Source organism: Brevibacterium sanguinis (assembly GCF_003315415.1).
In the GTDB taxonomy this organism is placed as follows: Bacteria; Actinomycetota; Actinomycetes; order Actinomycetales; family Brevibacteriaceae; genus Brevibacterium; species Brevibacterium celere_A.
In genome coordinates this window covers 1-14,658 of sequence record NZ_QNSB01000009.1, presented here as the reverse complement: position 1 = coordinate 14,658, position 14,658 = coordinate 1, and the positions used below count along the sequence as shown (strand labels likewise).

Annotated in this window: 14 protein-coding genes; 8 read left to right on the top strand and 6 right to left on the bottom strand. The window is 65.0% G+C overall.

The window, feature by feature from the left end; translation table 11 throughout:
* Positions 1-8 precede the first annotated feature (8 nt).
* Both DFO65_RS12725 and DFO65_RS12720 read right to left on the bottom strand, forming a co-directional pair.
* Positions 9-1,508, bottom strand: coding sequence for an SLC13 family permease (locus tag DFO65_RS12725; RefSeq protein WP_113904927.1), 1,500 nt, complete (start codon positions 1,506-1,508; stop codon positions 9-11).
* Positions 1,509-1,519: 11 nt separating this feature from the next.
* Positions 1,520-2,782, bottom strand: a complete 1,263-nt coding sequence (locus tag DFO65_RS12720; RefSeq protein WP_220151293.1) for a glycerate kinase family protein — start codon at positions 2,780-2,782, stop codon at positions 1,520-1,522.
* Positions 2,783-3,125: 343 nt separating this feature from the next.
* Here DFO65_RS12720 and DFO65_RS12715 point away from each other — a divergent pair, with 343 nt between their 5' ends.
* The 8 genes from DFO65_RS12715 (at position 3,126) to DFO65_RS12680 (ending at position 12,110) form a co-directional block, all read left to right on the top strand.
* Positions 3,126-4,361: an amidohydrolase gene (locus DFO65_RS12715; protein ID WP_220151292.1), complete on the top strand. Its 1,236-nt coding sequence runs from the start codon at positions 3,126-3,128 to the stop codon at positions 4,359-4,361.
* A gap of 308 nt (positions 4,362-4,669) precedes the next feature.
* Complete coding sequence (locus DFO65_RS12710) at positions 4,670-7,189, top strand: hypothetical protein (protein WP_113904818.1); 2,520 nt, start codon at positions 4,670-4,672, stop codon at positions 7,187-7,189.
* Between the two features lie 70 nt (positions 7,190-7,259).
* The gene (locus DFO65_RS12705) at positions 7,260-8,246 is read left to right on the top strand and encodes a dipeptidase (RefSeq protein WP_113904817.1); all 987 of its coding nucleotides are present in this window, start codon (positions 7,260-7,262) and stop codon (positions 8,244-8,246) included.
* 70 nt (positions 8,247-8,316) lie between these two features.
* Positions 8,317-9,072, top strand: a complete 756-nt coding sequence (locus DFO65_RS12700; RefSeq protein ID WP_113904816.1) for an amino acid ABC transporter ATP-binding protein — start codon at positions 8,317-8,319, stop codon at positions 9,070-9,072.
* Position 9,073: 1 nt separating this feature from the next.
* Positions 9,074-9,718 carry an amino acid ABC transporter permease gene (locus DFO65_RS12695; RefSeq protein ID WP_113904815.1) on the top strand — a complete coding sequence of 215 codons (645 nt, stop codon included), beginning with the start codon at positions 9,074-9,076 and terminating at the stop codon, positions 9,716-9,718.
* On the top strand, positions 9,715-10,467 hold the full coding sequence (locus DFO65_RS12690) for an amino acid ABC transporter permease (RefSeq protein WP_113904814.1): 753 nt from the start codon (positions 9,715-9,717) through the stop codon (positions 10,465-10,467). The genes DFO65_RS12695 and DFO65_RS12690 overlap by 4 nt, the downstream gene beginning before the upstream one ends.
* Before the next feature lie 13 nt (positions 10,468-10,480).
* Complete coding sequence (locus DFO65_RS12685; RefSeq protein ID WP_113904813.1) at positions 10,481-11,338, top strand: substrate-binding periplasmic protein; 858 nt, start codon at positions 10,481-10,483, stop codon at positions 11,336-11,338.
* A gap of 73 nt (positions 11,339-11,411) precedes the next feature.
* A complete protein-coding gene (locus tag DFO65_RS12680; RefSeq protein ID WP_113904812.1) occupies positions 11,412-12,110 on the top strand; it encodes an IclR family transcriptional regulator in 699 nt (232 codons plus the stop codon).
* A 21-nt stretch (positions 12,111-12,131) separates the two neighbouring features.
* Here the strand turns inward: DFO65_RS12680 and DFO65_RS12675 are convergent, their stop codons facing one another.
* From DFO65_RS12675 to DFO65_RS12660, 4 genes are all read right to left on the bottom strand, one after another.
* Entirely contained in the window at positions 12,132-12,683 is a 552-nt protein-coding gene (locus tag DFO65_RS12675; protein ID WP_147233357.1) for a DUF6630 family protein, read from the bottom strand.
* Between the two features lie 135 nt (positions 12,684-12,818).
* A complete protein-coding gene (locus DFO65_RS12670) occupies positions 12,819-13,073 on the bottom strand; it encodes a hypothetical protein (protein ID WP_181778721.1) in 255 nt (84 codons plus the stop codon).
* A 127-nt stretch (positions 13,074-13,200) separates the two neighbouring features.
* Positions 13,201-14,085 carry an amidohydrolase family protein gene (locus DFO65_RS12665; RefSeq protein ID WP_113904810.1) on the bottom strand — a complete coding sequence of 295 codons (885 nt, stop codon included), beginning with the start codon at positions 14,083-14,085 and terminating at the stop codon, positions 13,201-13,203.
* A 29-nt stretch (positions 14,086-14,114) separates the two neighbouring features.
* Positions 14,115-14,658 (bottom strand): 3-hydroxyacyl-CoA dehydrogenase family protein (locus DFO65_RS12660; protein ID WP_245940734.1); only part of this gene is annotated, 544 nt, incomplete at its 5' end.

The window sequence follows — 14,658 nt, the reverse complement described above, 5'->3', positions numbered from 1 at the left end:
TCGAGGGGTCACAGGGCGAGGCCGGTCCACTGCCAGAAGCCGAAGTAGAAGACGACCATGAGGACGGCGTGGACGACCATGAGGACCGCGCTCAGGCGCATGAGGTCGCTGGGGGTGAATGTCTCCACATCGGTCTCCTGGAAGACGAGGATCGCCTTCGAGCTCACCGGCAGGGTGAGGCAGAAGTCCATGCCGACGGTGGCGATGAACAGCACCGCGACGACGTTGAGGTCCATGCTCGCCGCGAGGTAGAGGAAGGGAGGCACCAGGGCGATCGCGCGCACGGTGTGCGAGGTCAGATAGAGGTGCGAGGTGAGGGTGAGCAGGGCGATGAAGAGGACGACGACGAGCGGGGGACTCGAGGCGCTGAGACCGCCGAGGGAGAAGAGGCTGTCGATGATCCACTGCCCTGCCCCGGATTCGATGAGTGCTCCGCCCAGGGTGAGCGCGGCGCCGACGAAGACGACGAGGTTCCACGACACCGAGGCGAGCCCGCGCTTCCAGGAGATCACCCCGACCCGGGGCATCGTGAGGACGAGGGCGCCGACGAGGGTCACGGTGGCGACCTCGACGCCGTGCAGCGGTTCGCTCAGCCAGAGGACGACCATGGCGAGGAGCACGGCCGCGGTGGCCTTCTCCCCGCGCCCGAGCGGCCCCTGCCCCCGGGCGCCGGTCGAGCTCGACCGCGCGGAGTGGGCGGTCGGGCGCAGGGGTCGAGCACGCAGCTCGGCGTCGAGGAACATGCGGGTGACGACCCAGCAGGAGGCGATCGCGGCCGCGAGTCCGAAGGGGACGCCCCAGAGGGCCCAGTGGGCGAAGGTGATGGTCTCACCGGTGAGCTGGTGGAGGAGGTCGACGGCGATGAGGTGCGAGGCGGCACCGATGATCGTCGAGATCGTCGTGACGAGGATGATCGTCGGCATGAGCAGTGCGAGCGCTCGGGTGATGCGCCGATCATCGAAGAGGTCGGCCAGGGTGCGGAAGAGGGGCAGGACGACGGCTGCGCGTCCGGAGGTCGACGGGATGAAGACGGACAAGGGCAGCAGGACGACGGTGACCAGCCAGAAGGTCTCCTCCACGGTGCGGGGTCGGCGCAGCGCCACGGCGGTGAGGCGTCCGGCCAGTCCGGAAGCCCGCAGCGCGCCGCCGAGGATGAAGGCGCCGATCATCAGCCAGATGACGTCGGAGGCGAGGGAGTCGAAGAGCTGCTCCTGGCTCGCACCCCCGAGGAGGACGACGAGGACGACGACGGCGATCGCCACGTACGCGGCGTTGATCGAGGTCAGCGACCACAGGATCGTCGCCAGGGCGAATCCGAACAAGGACACCCGAGCCGCGGTGGGAAGGGATTCGGGGAGCATGACCGCGACTCCGGCCGCCGCTGTCAGGGTCAGCGGGAAGATGGCGGAGACCACCCAGCGGAAACGGCGGGACGCTCCGATCGTCGCTGGTGAGGGCGCGGCCGACTCGGCCCGCAGGGCGTCGATGCGCGACCAGAGCTCGGTCATGTCCGGACTGCTCACACGCGCTCCGGCAGTCTGGACGCCGAGGCGGTGTGGACCGGCAGGGTGGGGGCGGGCAGTCGCGCGGCGTGCGGATGCTGCGACCCGATCGAGCAGCCGACCATGATCAGGCGCATCGCCTGTTCGGCCGCCGCGGCGAGGAGTTCGCTGCCGGCCGAGATCGCCTCCTCCAACGGCATCGGCACGGAGAGGATGGAGGAGAAGGCGTCGATGCCGACGGTGTGGACGTCGCGGGCGCCGCCGCCGATGCTTCCGGCCAGGGCGAAGACCGGCTTGCCGTGGAGCTTGGCGCGGCGGGCCACCTCGGCGGGGATCTTCCCCTTCGGGGTCTGGAAGTCGACGGCGCCCTCGGCGGTGATGACGAGGTCGGCCGAGGCGATGAGGCCGTCGAGGTCGACGTGGCTGAGCATGACCTCGAAGCGCGGCAGCAGGGTGGCGCCGATCCCGCCGGCCAGTCCCGCGCCGAGGCCGCCGGAGGCACCGGTGCCGATGCCGTGGGCGTAATCGTAGGTCTCGTCCCGCACTCCGGTGCGTTCGAGGATCCGGGCCCAGTTCTCGAGTCCGCGGGCGAGACGATCGACCTGCTCTGGACTCGCTCCCTTCTGCGGACCGAAGACCCGCGCCACCCCCTTGTCGCCGAGGAGGACGTTGTAGGGATTGCAGGCGACGAAGACGTCAACGTCGCCGAGGCGGGGATCGAGTCCGGACAGGTCGAGGGTGCGGACGTCGGCGAGGGCATTGCCCCCGCGGCCGACTTCCGCCCCGCGTGCGTCGAGGGCGCGGGCGCCGAGGGCCTGCAGGGCCCCGAGACCCCCGTCGCAGGTGCCGGAGTCGCCGCAGCCGACGAGGATGCGCCGAGCGCCGGCATCGAGGGCCGCGAGGATGAGCTCGCCGACCCCGAAGGTCGTCGTCGCTCCGGGGTCCCGGAGGTCGCGGGGGACGAGGGTGAGACCGGCGGCCGCTGCCATCTCGACGACGGCGGTTCCTTCACCGGCTCCGCCGAGGAGGGCGAAGTGACTGGGCACGAGCGAGCCGACGGGCCCGGTGACGAAGGTGTCGACGATGCGTCCGCCGGTGGCTTGGGCCAGGGCGGCGGCCGAACCCTCGCCGCCGTCGACGAGGGGGACGGTGTCGATGTGGGCGGCCGGCAGGGCGCAGCGGATTCCCTCGGCGATCGCGCTGGCGACTTCGACGGTGTCGAGGCTCTCCTTGAAGCCGCTGGGAGCGATGAGTATTCGGTGCGGGACGAGCATCGTCATTGGTGTCCTCTTCCGGTTCGATGGGTGGGGGATCCGATCGGGTCCGACCCTCACAGGTGTTCGAATATGAGCTTCGCACAGTCGACCCACCCTTGGCCTTTCTTAAGGACTTTCTCATGTGAACAACAGGTGAACGAGGGCATGATGTTCGAATAGCCGTGTCGGTGCCGGACGCTCCGCGGCGCGTCGGAGACCGTGCCTGCCGTGGCGGAGTCCGGCGGGTGGCTGGGCTCGGTGGCACGGCGCCGAGCGCACGGAGGATTCGGATGCCGGAACGATCGGCACACGGAGCGCGGATCGCGCAGTATTGTGCGTGAGAAGCCTGCCGTCCCGAGGAATGGAGATGACGATGCCGTCTGCCGCCGAAATGAAGAATCGCACGAGCGCGAAGGTCGATTCCCTGCGCGAACTGCTGCTCACCCTCAGTCACACCATTCACGCGAACCCTGAGCTGTCGTGGGAGGAGTTCGAATCCGCGAAGCTCATCGCCGAGACCCTGAATGCGGCCGGCTTCGACACCGAGGTGGGTGCCTACGGGGTCGAGACGGCGGTCGAGGCGGTGACCGGCAGCGGAGACCTCGTCGTCGCGATCTGCTCGGAGTACGACGCACTGCCCGGGATCGGTCACGGATGCGGCCACAACGTCATCGCCTCCGCCGGCGTCGGCGCCGCGCTCGCGCTCGCCGAGGTGGCCGATGAGCTGGGCATCACCGTCAAACTGCTCGGCACCCCCGCCGAGGAGCACGGCGGCGGCAAGGTGGCGATGCTCGAAGCCGGCGCCTGGGAGGACGCGGACATCTCCCTGATGATCCACGGGATGACCGAGACTCCGGGGATGACGGCCGACAGTCACGGTGCCCGCTCGATGAATGCGACCGCGGTCGACCGATTCAAGGTCGACTTCACCGGGAAGACCGCGCACGCGGCCGGGATGCCGGAGCAGGGGATCAACGCGAGCAACGCCGCAGTGCTGGCGCTCAATGCCATTGCCATGCTACGTCAGCATCTGCCCAAGGAGGTCAACCTCAACGCCTTCATCTCCGAGGGTGGGCAGGCGACGAACATCATCCCCGAGCACACGACGGTCCAGGTCGAGGTCCGGGCCTTCGACCTCGACATCTGGCAGGAGACCAAGCAGCGGGTCCTCAAGTGCTTCGAAGGGGCGGCGATCGCCACCGGATGCCAGTGGGACTGGGAATCGACGGAGTACGCCTACGCACCGATCAACCACGACGAGACGCTTGCAGATCTATGGGACGCGAACCTCGCCCTGACCGGCCGCGGGGTCGACACCTCACGCGGGCTCGGCGGAGGGTCGACCGACATGGGCAACGTGTCGCAGGTGGTGCCGTCGATCCATCCCCTGATGACATTCGTCGGGCAGAAGGCTCCGGCCCACAACCCTGCGTTCACGGCCGCGGCGATCACCCCGGCCGCCGACGCCGCTCTGCTCGACGGGGCGAAGACCATGGCCGCCACCGTCATCGACGTCGCCTCAACCCCTGAGCTGCGCGCAAAGTACCAGGAACTCAAGGCCGCCCGCCCGGAGGGGGCGACGCGGGTCGAGTTCCGTGCCTGAGCCGTCTCCTTCCGCGGGAGGAGACCCACCTCCCACTGAGGCGACTTTCGCCGTCGAGGCCGCACCGGTAGTCCGGTGCGGCCTCGTTGCGTCTGGCCCGGCTGACTGCATGCCTAATTCCTCCGCGCTCGGTTCCGGGCCTGACGGAAAAGTTTCTCAAGTCTCTGTTCAAGCGGGGGAAGCTTTGCTAATCTCGAAATTGCGTCAATAGGAACTAGACTTTCGTCAAACAGTAATTGACGATGAATGAAGGGCAGTGCAGAGTGGCACACGATGGATTCCCCGCTTTCAGTGATCCCCATATCGTCATGGATCCCCGCAACCTCGGGGCGATGCAGCCGAACCGGCTCTCGGCCTCACGGAGCTTCATGGCAAAGATGATCAGGGAGAAGTGGCGTATCGAGAGAGAGATCTTCGACGTCGACGGCCGAGGCAACGGGGAGGCTCGCTACTCGATCACGACTCCAGAAGGTGCTCTGACCTTCATCGCGTTCATGCAGGAGCCCTCACACGAGAACCGCACAGGTCGGATCATCGGCACCAGCTGGGACATGACCGGCGCCCTCCTCGACGGGGTGGCCACCACTGACCAGGTGCGTGCCACGCGGGAGGAGATTCCCCGGCTCTACGAAGGCCGAGCGACCGGCAACACATTGGTATGGTTCCGCTCGAACCAGAGTCTGCGTGTCTTCAGCGCCGTTCGAGCCGCCTTGGCTCAGGGCGAACAGCCGGACACGAAGGACCTTCGAACCGTCGGCTATATCATGCGCAACACCGGTCTCGACGGCAACGGGACATTCGGCACGATTCCGTTTGCCGCGATCCGGTCGGGCCATCCGCTCAAGGCCTCCTATCACGCGCAGATGCTCTCCGCCTACCTCATGCGAGAGCTCTCCGTCGACCTCGTCGAGGAACTCGCGCGACTCGATGCGCCGGAGACCGCCGTCCGCCTCGACCCGTCGATCAAACGGCTCATCGGCGTCGGCAATGGTTCGGCGCTGGGCCTGGCGATGCTCTTCTACAACCGGCCGGTCCTCGTCCACTCGTACATCTCCGCGTACCTCACGGTCATCGATCACGTGCTCACAAGCGACGACATCGGCACTGCCGACGACCTCGCCAGTCTCGAGAGCCACCTCGATCGCACCATCCGCTACCGGTCGTTCCTCACGACGTCCTATCGATTCTTCACCAGCAATATGGAGATCGTCGCCGACCTGCGGAGGATCAGAGCGAAGATCCGAGCCGCCATCCGAGGTGAGGTCGTGCCCACGCCCGGACTGACGGTGCTCGGGACCATCCATCGGGAAGCGAGCGCTCAGGTGAGCAAGGAGGCGCTGCACTCGTTCAACACCCTGCTCATGGAACTGGTTCCCGACTACTGCAACCGGGTGGCAGAGGAGTGCCTGTCATTCGACGAACACCTCGATCTCGACCCGACCACGGACCTGAAGACCATTGAGGACATCATCCGCACCGACTACCGATGGGCGCTCGAACTTCCTCTCAACCACGAGGATTACCGGGACCGGGTCTGGTACCAGTCCCGCGCGGCGGAGGAACCCCGGTCGGGACCGCGCGAAGAGGTGCCCGAGGCGCACGAGCTCATCCAGAGCTATCCGGTGCAGGTGCGGGCGCTGCTGAGCGCGATCGAAGTCGCAGAGGCCGGCACCGGCATTGGTGAGCTGCTGGCAGAGAGGCCCGAACTCGAGTACATCGCGCGCCTGGTCCTCGCTCTGAAAGACAAGCCCTATGCCACGGCCCATGCCGACCCCCACGACATCGACTTCGTTCCGGTATGGGTGATCCGGTTCGTCAACTCGTTCATCCACGGGCTTGACCGGACAGAGGACCACATGGGCCGAGATGTCCGTGGACTGATCTTCGAGTCGGCACCGTTCCGGGACGAGATCGCCGAGGCGGACGACTCCACCTGGTGGTGGTCGTACGAGAAGCCGAACGTTCCCGTACGGGCGCCTCGTGCCCCGGCGATCGGGCCGACTGCCTCGGCGCCGGAGCAGCCGAAGGCGAAGGTCGTCCTCACCCCGGTGCAGACACCGATCACCCCGCCCTCGGAACACGCGACCGAAACCATCGGGATGAAGTTCAGGGAAACGCGTCTGATGGCCGGTCGGGCACTCCAAGCACTCAACGTCCCGCACGGCTCCTGGCACGGAGCCCGGGAATTCATCATCACGGCAGTGGCGGCGGACATCGAGGCGGCCGCGGTCTTCGGCAATCTGCTCATCGAGACGATCGATCCCCAGACCGGCAGAGCGAGCGCCTGGCGCCCCCCGTCCTATACCGTCGAGAACGGTGATCTCGTCGTCGACAACCACGGCCAGAGCTTGCTGGTGACCGGACATGTCCTCGTCAATCTCATCGGTGCCCACTCCGCCTCCAGCCCCATCCGAGTCGTGATCCGCAACGCCGCAGCCGATCACGCCGTGGCGGGAATCCGGCTCGAACTGCAACGCTATGGGATCGTCTTCGACGACGTCGGGCGGTCGGACCCGATCATCGGCACCGCGAGGCGGAGCGAGAACCCGATCCCCCTGCAGACGTCCTACCACGACACGATCAGCGACTTCTGCATCGCGGGCAAAGACGTCGACGCAAGGACGTTCTGGAACATCTACTACCGAGCGAACGCCGGCCTCGACGTCGACACCCCGATCTCACGGCAACATACCGGAGGGACGGTCCTCGACGTCATCCAGCCGGGAGAGCGCATCACCAAGCAGTTCACCAGTGAGGAGCTCCACCTCCTCACCGATCCCGACGAACTCGACAACCAGAACATCGCCGCCTTCATCGCCGCTCACTGACCAGATGCCGATCTGAGTCCGGTTCGCACCGCCAGACACCGCCACCCTCACCTACGCGAAGGAACGCACAATGTTGTACGTCGACAGCTTGCTCTGCACACCCTTGGAGAAGGAGAAACCCGACCACCGACCGGCTTTGGAGGAGATCGCCGCGGGCCGCGTGAGTTGCGTCACGGTGACAGTCGGCTTCTGGGAAGATGCCACGGAATCGATGGACAAGATCGTGAAATGGCGCGACATGGCCGAAGACAATTCCGATCTCGTGGAGATCGCCTACACGGCCGACGACATCACCCGGATCGCAGAGTCGGGCCGATGCGCGATCATCCTCGGTTTCCAGAACGTCGCCTTCCTCCAGGGACGGCTGGGCTATGTCGAGCTCTTCGCCCGGATGGGCACGAGAGTGGGTCAGCTGACATACAACATCCAATCCGACATCGGCGGGTCCTGCTACGAGCCGCACGATTCCGGCTTGACACGATACGGCAGGTACGTCGTGCGCGAAATGAATCGCTGTGGAATGGTCGTCGATCTCTCTCACGTCGGGAATACGACGACCCTGGATGCGATCCGGCATTCGCAGGAGCCTGTGGCGATCACCCACTCGAACCCGGCAGAGCTTGCCCCACACCCCAGGAACAAGCCCACGGAGGTCCTCGCTGCCCTCAAAGACAATGGAGGAGTCATCGGCCTGTCCGTCTATCGCAACATCGCCGGTGAGTACACGACGGCACAGAGGTGGTCGGAGCTCGTCGCCTGGACGGTCGAAAGGATCGGTATTGACCACGTGGGCATCGGGACCGATTTCGACCAGACAGGAGGAACTGAGTACCTGGAGTGGATGCGCCAAGGTCGATGGGCCAGAGAGACCCAGTACGGAGCCGGTTCGAAGTCGAACCCAGGGCCCCAGCCACGGCTGGGCTGGTTCGACGACCCCTCGCAGTTCCCCAATGCTGAGGCCTGCCTGCGGGAGCGGGGATTTGACGACGAGGAAGTCGTCAAGATCATGGGCGAGAACTGGCTGAATTTCTACCGCAGAACGTTCAAACAACTCTGAAGGAGAGCGGAGCATGTCCGTATCCCAAGTTTCCCAGGAATATTCGGCTCTCGACGAAGGTGCCACAACCATGGAAGGTCCGTTCGTGTCGGCCGTGCGGCTGACGAAGCAGTTCGGCGAGCACAAGGCCGTCGACGAAGTCTCTCTCGAGGTGGCCAGGGGTGAGGTGATCTCGATCATCGGACCCTCGGGCGCGGGCAAATCGAGCTTCATCCGCTGCCTCAATCTGCTCGAGGTCCCCCAGAGTGGACGACTGCGCATCGATGATGCGGCGATCGACCTCGACGCTGGGCCACCATCCAAGACGGCAGTGAGGAACCTGCGACAGCACACGGGAATGGTGTTCCAATCATTCAACCTGTTCCCGCACTTCACAGCCCTGAAGAACGTCGCGCTCCCGCAGATGCGGGTCCACCATCGGTCCAGAGCGGAGGCCGAGGAACGAGCGATGGCGGAGCTGAGGAGAGTGGGGCTCGAGAGCAAAGCCCATGCTTATCCAGCTCAGTGCTCGGGCGGACAACAGCAGCGGATCGCAATCGCCCGTGCCCTCGCGATGGACCCCGAACTGATGCTCTTCGACGAGCCGACCTCGGGCCTCGATCCCGAGATCGGGGCCGAGATACTTCAGGTGATGCGGAAGCTCGCCGAAGACGATATGACAATGCTCATCGTCACTCATGAGATGGAGTTCGCCCGCCACGTGTCCAACCGAATCGCCGTCATGGTCGACGGAGCGCTGATCGAACAGGGACCGCCCGAGCAGATCATGACCGCGCCGGAGAGCATCCGGACCCAGAAGTTCCTCTCCGCGGTGTTGGGACGCTGAGATGGCCGAGATCTTCGCATACATCGCGCTCGGCGCCGGCTGGACAGTGTTCATGACGTTCGGCTCCGCTGCGATCGGGATCGTCCTGGGACTGCCGTTGCTCGTGCTGGCGGAGTGCAGATTCTCTCTGGTCCGCGGACTCTACAACGGATTCGTCCACGTGATTCGAGGCGTGCCCACACTGGTGTGGCTGTTTATCGCCTTCTTCGGCGTCGGCCAGCTGGGCATCACGCTGACCCCTGTCACCGCGTCGCTGCTCACCCTGTCGATGATTGCGACTGCTTACATGTCCGAGATCTACCGGGGCGGAATGAAGGCGATCCCGGCCGGACAGTGGGAAGCCGCGGGTGCCCTCAACCTCGACCGTACGTCGACGTTGCGATTCATCATCGGGCCGCAACTGTTCAGGGCGGTGAGCCCGTCGGTGGCGACCCAAGTCATCGGCCTGCTCAAGGATTCCGCGTTGGTCTCGACGATTGGCGTTGCAGACCTGGTCTTTCGAGCCGGGATCATGACTCAATACCACGCTCACGGCCTCTATATGTTCGGAATCGCGGGCGCGGTGTACCTGCTGCTCAGTCTGCCTATCGCTGTCTTCTCGCGCAACATCCACGCGCGCATCACGAGGAGGTATGCAGTCGCATGAACGACTTCGCTTGGCTCTACGACTGGCCCCAGTACATACCCGATCTGATTCCGGGCCTCTGGGTTGCCATCATCATGACCTGCGTGTCCTGCCTGGGAGGATATGTTCTCGGGTTCTTCCTCGCCCTCATGGTCGAAGCACCGTCGAAAATCGTGAGCTGGACGGCTCTGATCCTGGTTGAACTCGGCAGGGGCATTCCCATCCTCGTGCTGCTGTTCCTGTTCTATCAGGGCTTGCCTCAGCTGGGCCTGCTTCTCGACCCGTATCCCGCAGCCGTTGCCGCCCTGACCTTCTCCGCGGCCGGGTACTCCTCGGAGATGATCCGGGCCGGGTTGGGTGCAGTGCCCAAAGGGCAGGCCGAGGCCGCGAACTCCCTGTCGATGTCGATCATGGACACCTACCGCTTCATCGTCATCCCGCAGGCGGCGCGGATCTCGATTCCGCCGCTAGTCAACCTCACGATCATCATCTTCCAAGCCACCTCGCTGGCGACCGTGATCACAGTGCCCGAAATCATGCAGCATGCCGGCATCATCGGCTCGGCATCGTTCGAGTACATGTCCGTCTACACAGCGGCAGCCGTGCTCTACCTGTGCATCACGATTCCTGGCGCGGTGCTCAGCGGCTACCTCGAGCAGCGAATGGGCGCCCCGAAGCAGCGGTCGAAGAAACAGGCGCTCAAGTCATTGCTGCCCGGAGGACCGACGCGTCGGGCGGCAGCTGCGCCGGAAAACCAACTCATCAACTGACAAAGGAGTCATCATGAAACGAACCTTCGCTCTTGCCTCGGCGGCAGTGGCCGTACTGCTGGTGCTCAGCGGCTGCGGTGGGAAGCCCCCGGGAGCCCCCGGTGAGGTGGCCGAAGACTGCAAGCCTCGCGACGAGGGCCTGAAGACGCTCGAGGAGGGCGTGCTCACCGTTGCCCAGTACGAATACACTCCGTTCTCGATGTCCGAAGGTCCGGGTACACTGACTGGTCTCGAAGGTGACATCCTGACGAAGTTCGCCGAATTGGAATGCCTCACGCTCAAGATCAACAAGGGCGATTCGGCTGCCATGATCACCTCGGTGGCGACCGGCCGGGCGGATACCACGTTGGGTTCGTGGTACCGGACGAAGGAGCGGGCTGAGAAGGTGCGCCTCTCGGCACCCGTCGTCACCTCACCGTTCTCGGCGGTGACGAAGGACGGCATCGACACCGTCGACGGTCTCAAGGGATTGACGATCGGGGCCGGCCAGGGTCTCGTCGGCGTCGATGACCTCAAGAAGGTCTTCGGCGGCAATCTCAAGATCTACCCCAACGATGACGCGGTCTTCGAGGATATCAACGCTGGTCGAGTCGATGCCACCGTTCAGGGCTACATCGCCGGATCCCAGTACCTGAAGAAGCACGAGATCGAAGGATACACAGTGACTCCGCTTCAACCGGACGATCAGCTGCCGGCGACAAAGGCCCCTGGACAGACGAACTTCCCCGTGTCGAAGGACAACGAAGAACTCGGGAAGTCGATCGACAGTGTCGTCGCAGAACTGCGTGACTCCGGTGAACTCGACAAGATCGCAGAGAAGTACGGTCTGGACCCGAAGGTGATGCATCCCGGCGAGCCGAACCTGCTGTAGAGATGAGCACCCGATGTCCGGCAGGCGATCCCTGTCGGGCATCGTGGTCGAATGACGGGAATAATGACTGAGCATGAGCCTGCAATCCGTGAGCAAGACGATCCTGGTCCTGGAGACGCTCCTCAAGTTCCCCGACGGGCGAACCAGCGTCTCCGAACTGTCTCGCGAACTCGGCTGGTCAAGGGCCGCAACCCATCAGTATGTGTCGACCCTTGCCGAAGCCGGGTGGTTGGTGCAGAACACCAGACGCGACTACCAGCTCTCTCCGCGCGCCGCGGTGTTCGGTCGCTTTGCGATCGAGTACGCCGCGGTCCCCGTCGAGGTGACCCGGACGATGGAGGCATTGGTCGAGGACCTCAATGAGCCGATCTCCTATGCCGTGCTCAACGGCAATGAAGCAACCATCATCGAGCGGCACGAGCCGAAGCGCCCATTCGCCATCATTCGCGCCGCCGAACCTCACCTGGACCTGCGGACTTCCGCGTCGGGCATGGTGCTGCTCGCCTTCGACGCACACATTGATGAGAGCAGGTGGGAAGGAATGGAGGACGCTCTCGAGACAGTTCGGCAACAGGGGTACGCCGAGTCGCATTCCGAATGGCTCGGTGACATCGTGGATGTCGTCGCCGTGCCGGTGATGTCGGCAGGAGAGTGTCTGGGAGCTCTGAGTGTCATCGCTCCCGCTGGGCGATTCGACATTCCGACTGCCCGCGCGGCGTTGCTGGAGGCGCGGCAACGGCTCGAGCAGGAGCTCGGGGTCGGTTCGAGTTGACAGGGCCGCCCCGCACGCCTGTCAGCCGGCATTCGGTGCAAGCAGAGCGTCGACCTCGCTCTTCTCCGCCCGCGGTGCCCGGATCTCGGCCTCGAGATCATCGGCCGTCGCGATCAGCGCCTCGACCCGTTCGGTCGGCACTGCGATGAGAGGGTAGGCGTCGGAATCCTCATCGAGGATGGCGACGGTTACACCGGCGGGGGCGAGAAGGACGTTGACCCACCCGACGACGGTTTCTACCGGAGCCTCGTGGGCATATCCCGGATCGACGAGCACCTCGAGATCGACGCCGCTGTCCGTGACCCGCGAGATCCTCGCGAGAAGCCCGACAACCTCGTCGACGGGCGACTTCCAGTCGAGGTAGGCCACCTCATCGACCTTGCCGAGGGCGTCGATGATGACGACGGGACCCGTGACGTCATCGGGTTCCTCGATGCCGCGCTGGAAGAGTTCGTCCTCATGCTCGGTGAAGTAGCCCTCCGGATCAGTGGCGAACTGCCGGGCAGTGACCCGCACGGTGTCGTTGTCGGAGACGATCACGGCCAGAGACTCCCAAGTCTTCTTCTCACTCATGCTGAGATCTTAGGCCATACAGCGACCGTCACCGACTGGCCGGAGCCGTCGTCCTGCCTTCGGGGCGACAGCTGTGCTCGACGTCGACACCGCGCACGCCCAGCGGCGCCACGGCCGCTAGAAGCAGAGTGACGCCTACGAACACATAGATCGCCTTGGGGGGCTCCAGCCGCCGTCGAGTTTCGTGCCCGCCGCCTTGGGAGCGACGATGGCGCCGAGATGGCCGAGCGCGGTTCCAGAGAGGCTGAACTCCTCGGTGACCTGGTTCGAGGCGAACGCGATGACGAGCACGTCGTACCCTTCGAGGGCATTGATGAAGGTGCGGATTCCGACGATCAGCCACTGATAGGGCGCCATCCGGCTGGTGTTGATCCGTTCTCGCAGGTCCACGGTGATCGCCGGTTCTGGGTGTGAGTAGGGATCCGCGCCAGTGCCGAATCCCTATGTTGATAGGTAGAGCGTGACGCAAGGCGCATTACCAGCACGTCGCCGCCCGGGCAACGCTCGCTCGACTCGGTCACAGCCCGAGGACTCGGAGAGCATTCTCCTTCATAATGAGAGAGACTGCGGCTTCCTTGACCCCGAGGGTCTCGAAGTCGGTGATCCACCGTTCGGGGGTGATGAGTGGGAAATCGGAGCCGAACAGAGCCTTCTCCCTGAGCAGTGAGCCGATCGCGCGGGTTAGCTGCGGCGGGAAGTACTTCGGCGACCATCCGGACAGGTCGATGAACACGTTCGCCTTGTGAGTGGCGATCGAGATCGAGGAATCGACCCACGGAACGGACGGGTGGGCGAGGATCATCGTCAGCTCCGGGAAGTCGGCGGCGACGTCGTCGAGGAGCATCGGGTCCGAGTAGCGCAGCTTGATTCCCCGTCCACCGGGCAGCCCGGCCCCGATTCCCGTCTGCCCGGTGTGGAACAGGGTCACCAGGCCGAGCTCGGCGCAGGCCTCATAGAGCGGATAGTGCGACCGGTCGCTCGGGTCGAATCCCTGCAGGCTGGGGTGGAACTTCATTCCCCGCACCCCGTAGTCGCCGGCGAGGTCGCGGATCCGCGCCAGCGCCTCGGCGGGACGGAGGGGGTCGACCGAACCGAAGGGGATGAGCACGTCGTTGTTCTCGGCCGCCTGTTCGGCGATGAGCTCGCTCGAAATCGGCGGGTGGCCGCCGAGCGAGGTGGTGGCATCGACGGTGAAGACAACTGCTGCCATGTTGCGCTCGCGGTAGTAGGCGGCGAGGTCGGCGACGGTGGGGGTGCGGGGGACCGAGGCGCGGAAGTACCCGGCGGAAGCGTCGAGCAGCTCCTGATCGAGCGAGGTGTGGTGATGGTCGTCGGACTCGACATGGGTGTGGACGTCGATCGCGGTGATCTTGCCGGTGTCGATCGCGGGCTGATAGGTCATGGGTGTCCTTCCTCGGAAACGGGTGCGGGTCACGGGAGTTCGTAGCGGCGTTTGAGTTCGAGCAGGTCCATGAGCATCGCATCCCGGCGCCTGGCCAGCTCCTCGGTGTCGTGGCCGGCGAGCTCCTCGTCGACTCCGGCGATGAGCTTCTCCTTGAGATCCTCGCCGAGGTGGACCTGCTCGAGGTCGTGCATCCACACTTCCTGCGGGGGTCCGAGGTGGTCGAGCAGGTGGCGCATTCCGCCTTCGCCCCCGGACAGGTGCTGAAGGGCCAGCGGCCCGAGCACCGCCCATCGCAGTCCGGGCCCGTAGGCGATGGCGGTGTCGATGTCGGCGACGGAGACGACGCCCTTCTCGACCAGCGAATAGGCTTCCTGCCACAGCGCTGCCTGGAGACGATTGGTGACATGACCCGGCAGCTCGGCGCGAACGAGGATCGGCTTCTTCCCGATGGCGCGGTAGACAGCCAGGATGCGGTCGACGACCTCGGCCGGGGCGTCGACCGCATCCTGGCTGTCTACCGCGCCATCGGGAAGAAGCCGATCCTCGTTCGCGCCGAGCTGCCGGGTCATG

Excerpts from the sequence above, each read along its gene's own strand:
- DFO65_RS12725 (WP_113904927.1), bottom strand. The coding sequence starts at position 1,508 with ATGACCGAGCTCTGGTCGCGCATCGACGCCCTGCGGGCCGAGTCGGCC.
- DFO65_RS12720 (WP_220151293.1), bottom strand. The coding sequence starts at position 2,782 with ATGACGATGCTCGTCCCGCACCGAATACTCATCGCTCCCAGCGGCTTC.
- DFO65_RS12715 (WP_220151292.1), top strand. The coding sequence starts at position 3,126 with ATGACGATGCCGTCTGCCGCCGAAATGAAGAATCGCACGAGCGCGAAG.
- DFO65_RS12710 (WP_113904818.1), top strand. The coding sequence starts at position 4,670 with ATGGATCCCCGCAACCTCGGGGCGATGCAGCCGAACCGGCTCTCGGCC.
- DFO65_RS12705 (WP_113904817.1), top strand. The coding sequence starts at position 7,260 with ATGTTGTACGTCGACAGCTTGCTCTGCACACCCTTGGAGAAGGAGAAA.
- DFO65_RS12700 (WP_113904816.1), top strand. The coding sequence starts at position 8,317 with ATGGAAGGTCCGTTCGTGTCGGCCGTGCGGCTGACGAAGCAGTTCGGC.
- DFO65_RS12695 (WP_113904815.1), top strand. The coding sequence starts at position 9,074 with ATGGCCGAGATCTTCGCATACATCGCGCTCGGCGCCGGCTGGACAGTG.
- DFO65_RS12690 (WP_113904814.1), top strand. The coding sequence starts at position 9,715 with ATGAACGACTTCGCTTGGCTCTACGACTGGCCCCAGTACATACCCGAT.
- DFO65_RS12685 (WP_113904813.1), top strand. The coding sequence starts at position 10,481 with ATGAAACGAACCTTCGCTCTTGCCTCGGCGGCAGTGGCCGTACTGCTG.
- DFO65_RS12680 (WP_113904812.1), top strand. The coding sequence starts at position 11,412 with ATGAGCCTGCAATCCGTGAGCAAGACGATCCTGGTCCTGGAGACGCTC.
- DFO65_RS12675 (WP_147233357.1), bottom strand. The coding sequence starts at position 12,683 with ATGAGTGAGAAGAAGACTTGGGAGTCTCTGGCCGTGATCGTCTCCGAC.
- DFO65_RS12665 (WP_113904810.1), bottom strand. The coding sequence starts at position 14,085 with ATGACCTATCAGCCCGCGATCGACACCGGCAAGATCACCGCGATCGAC.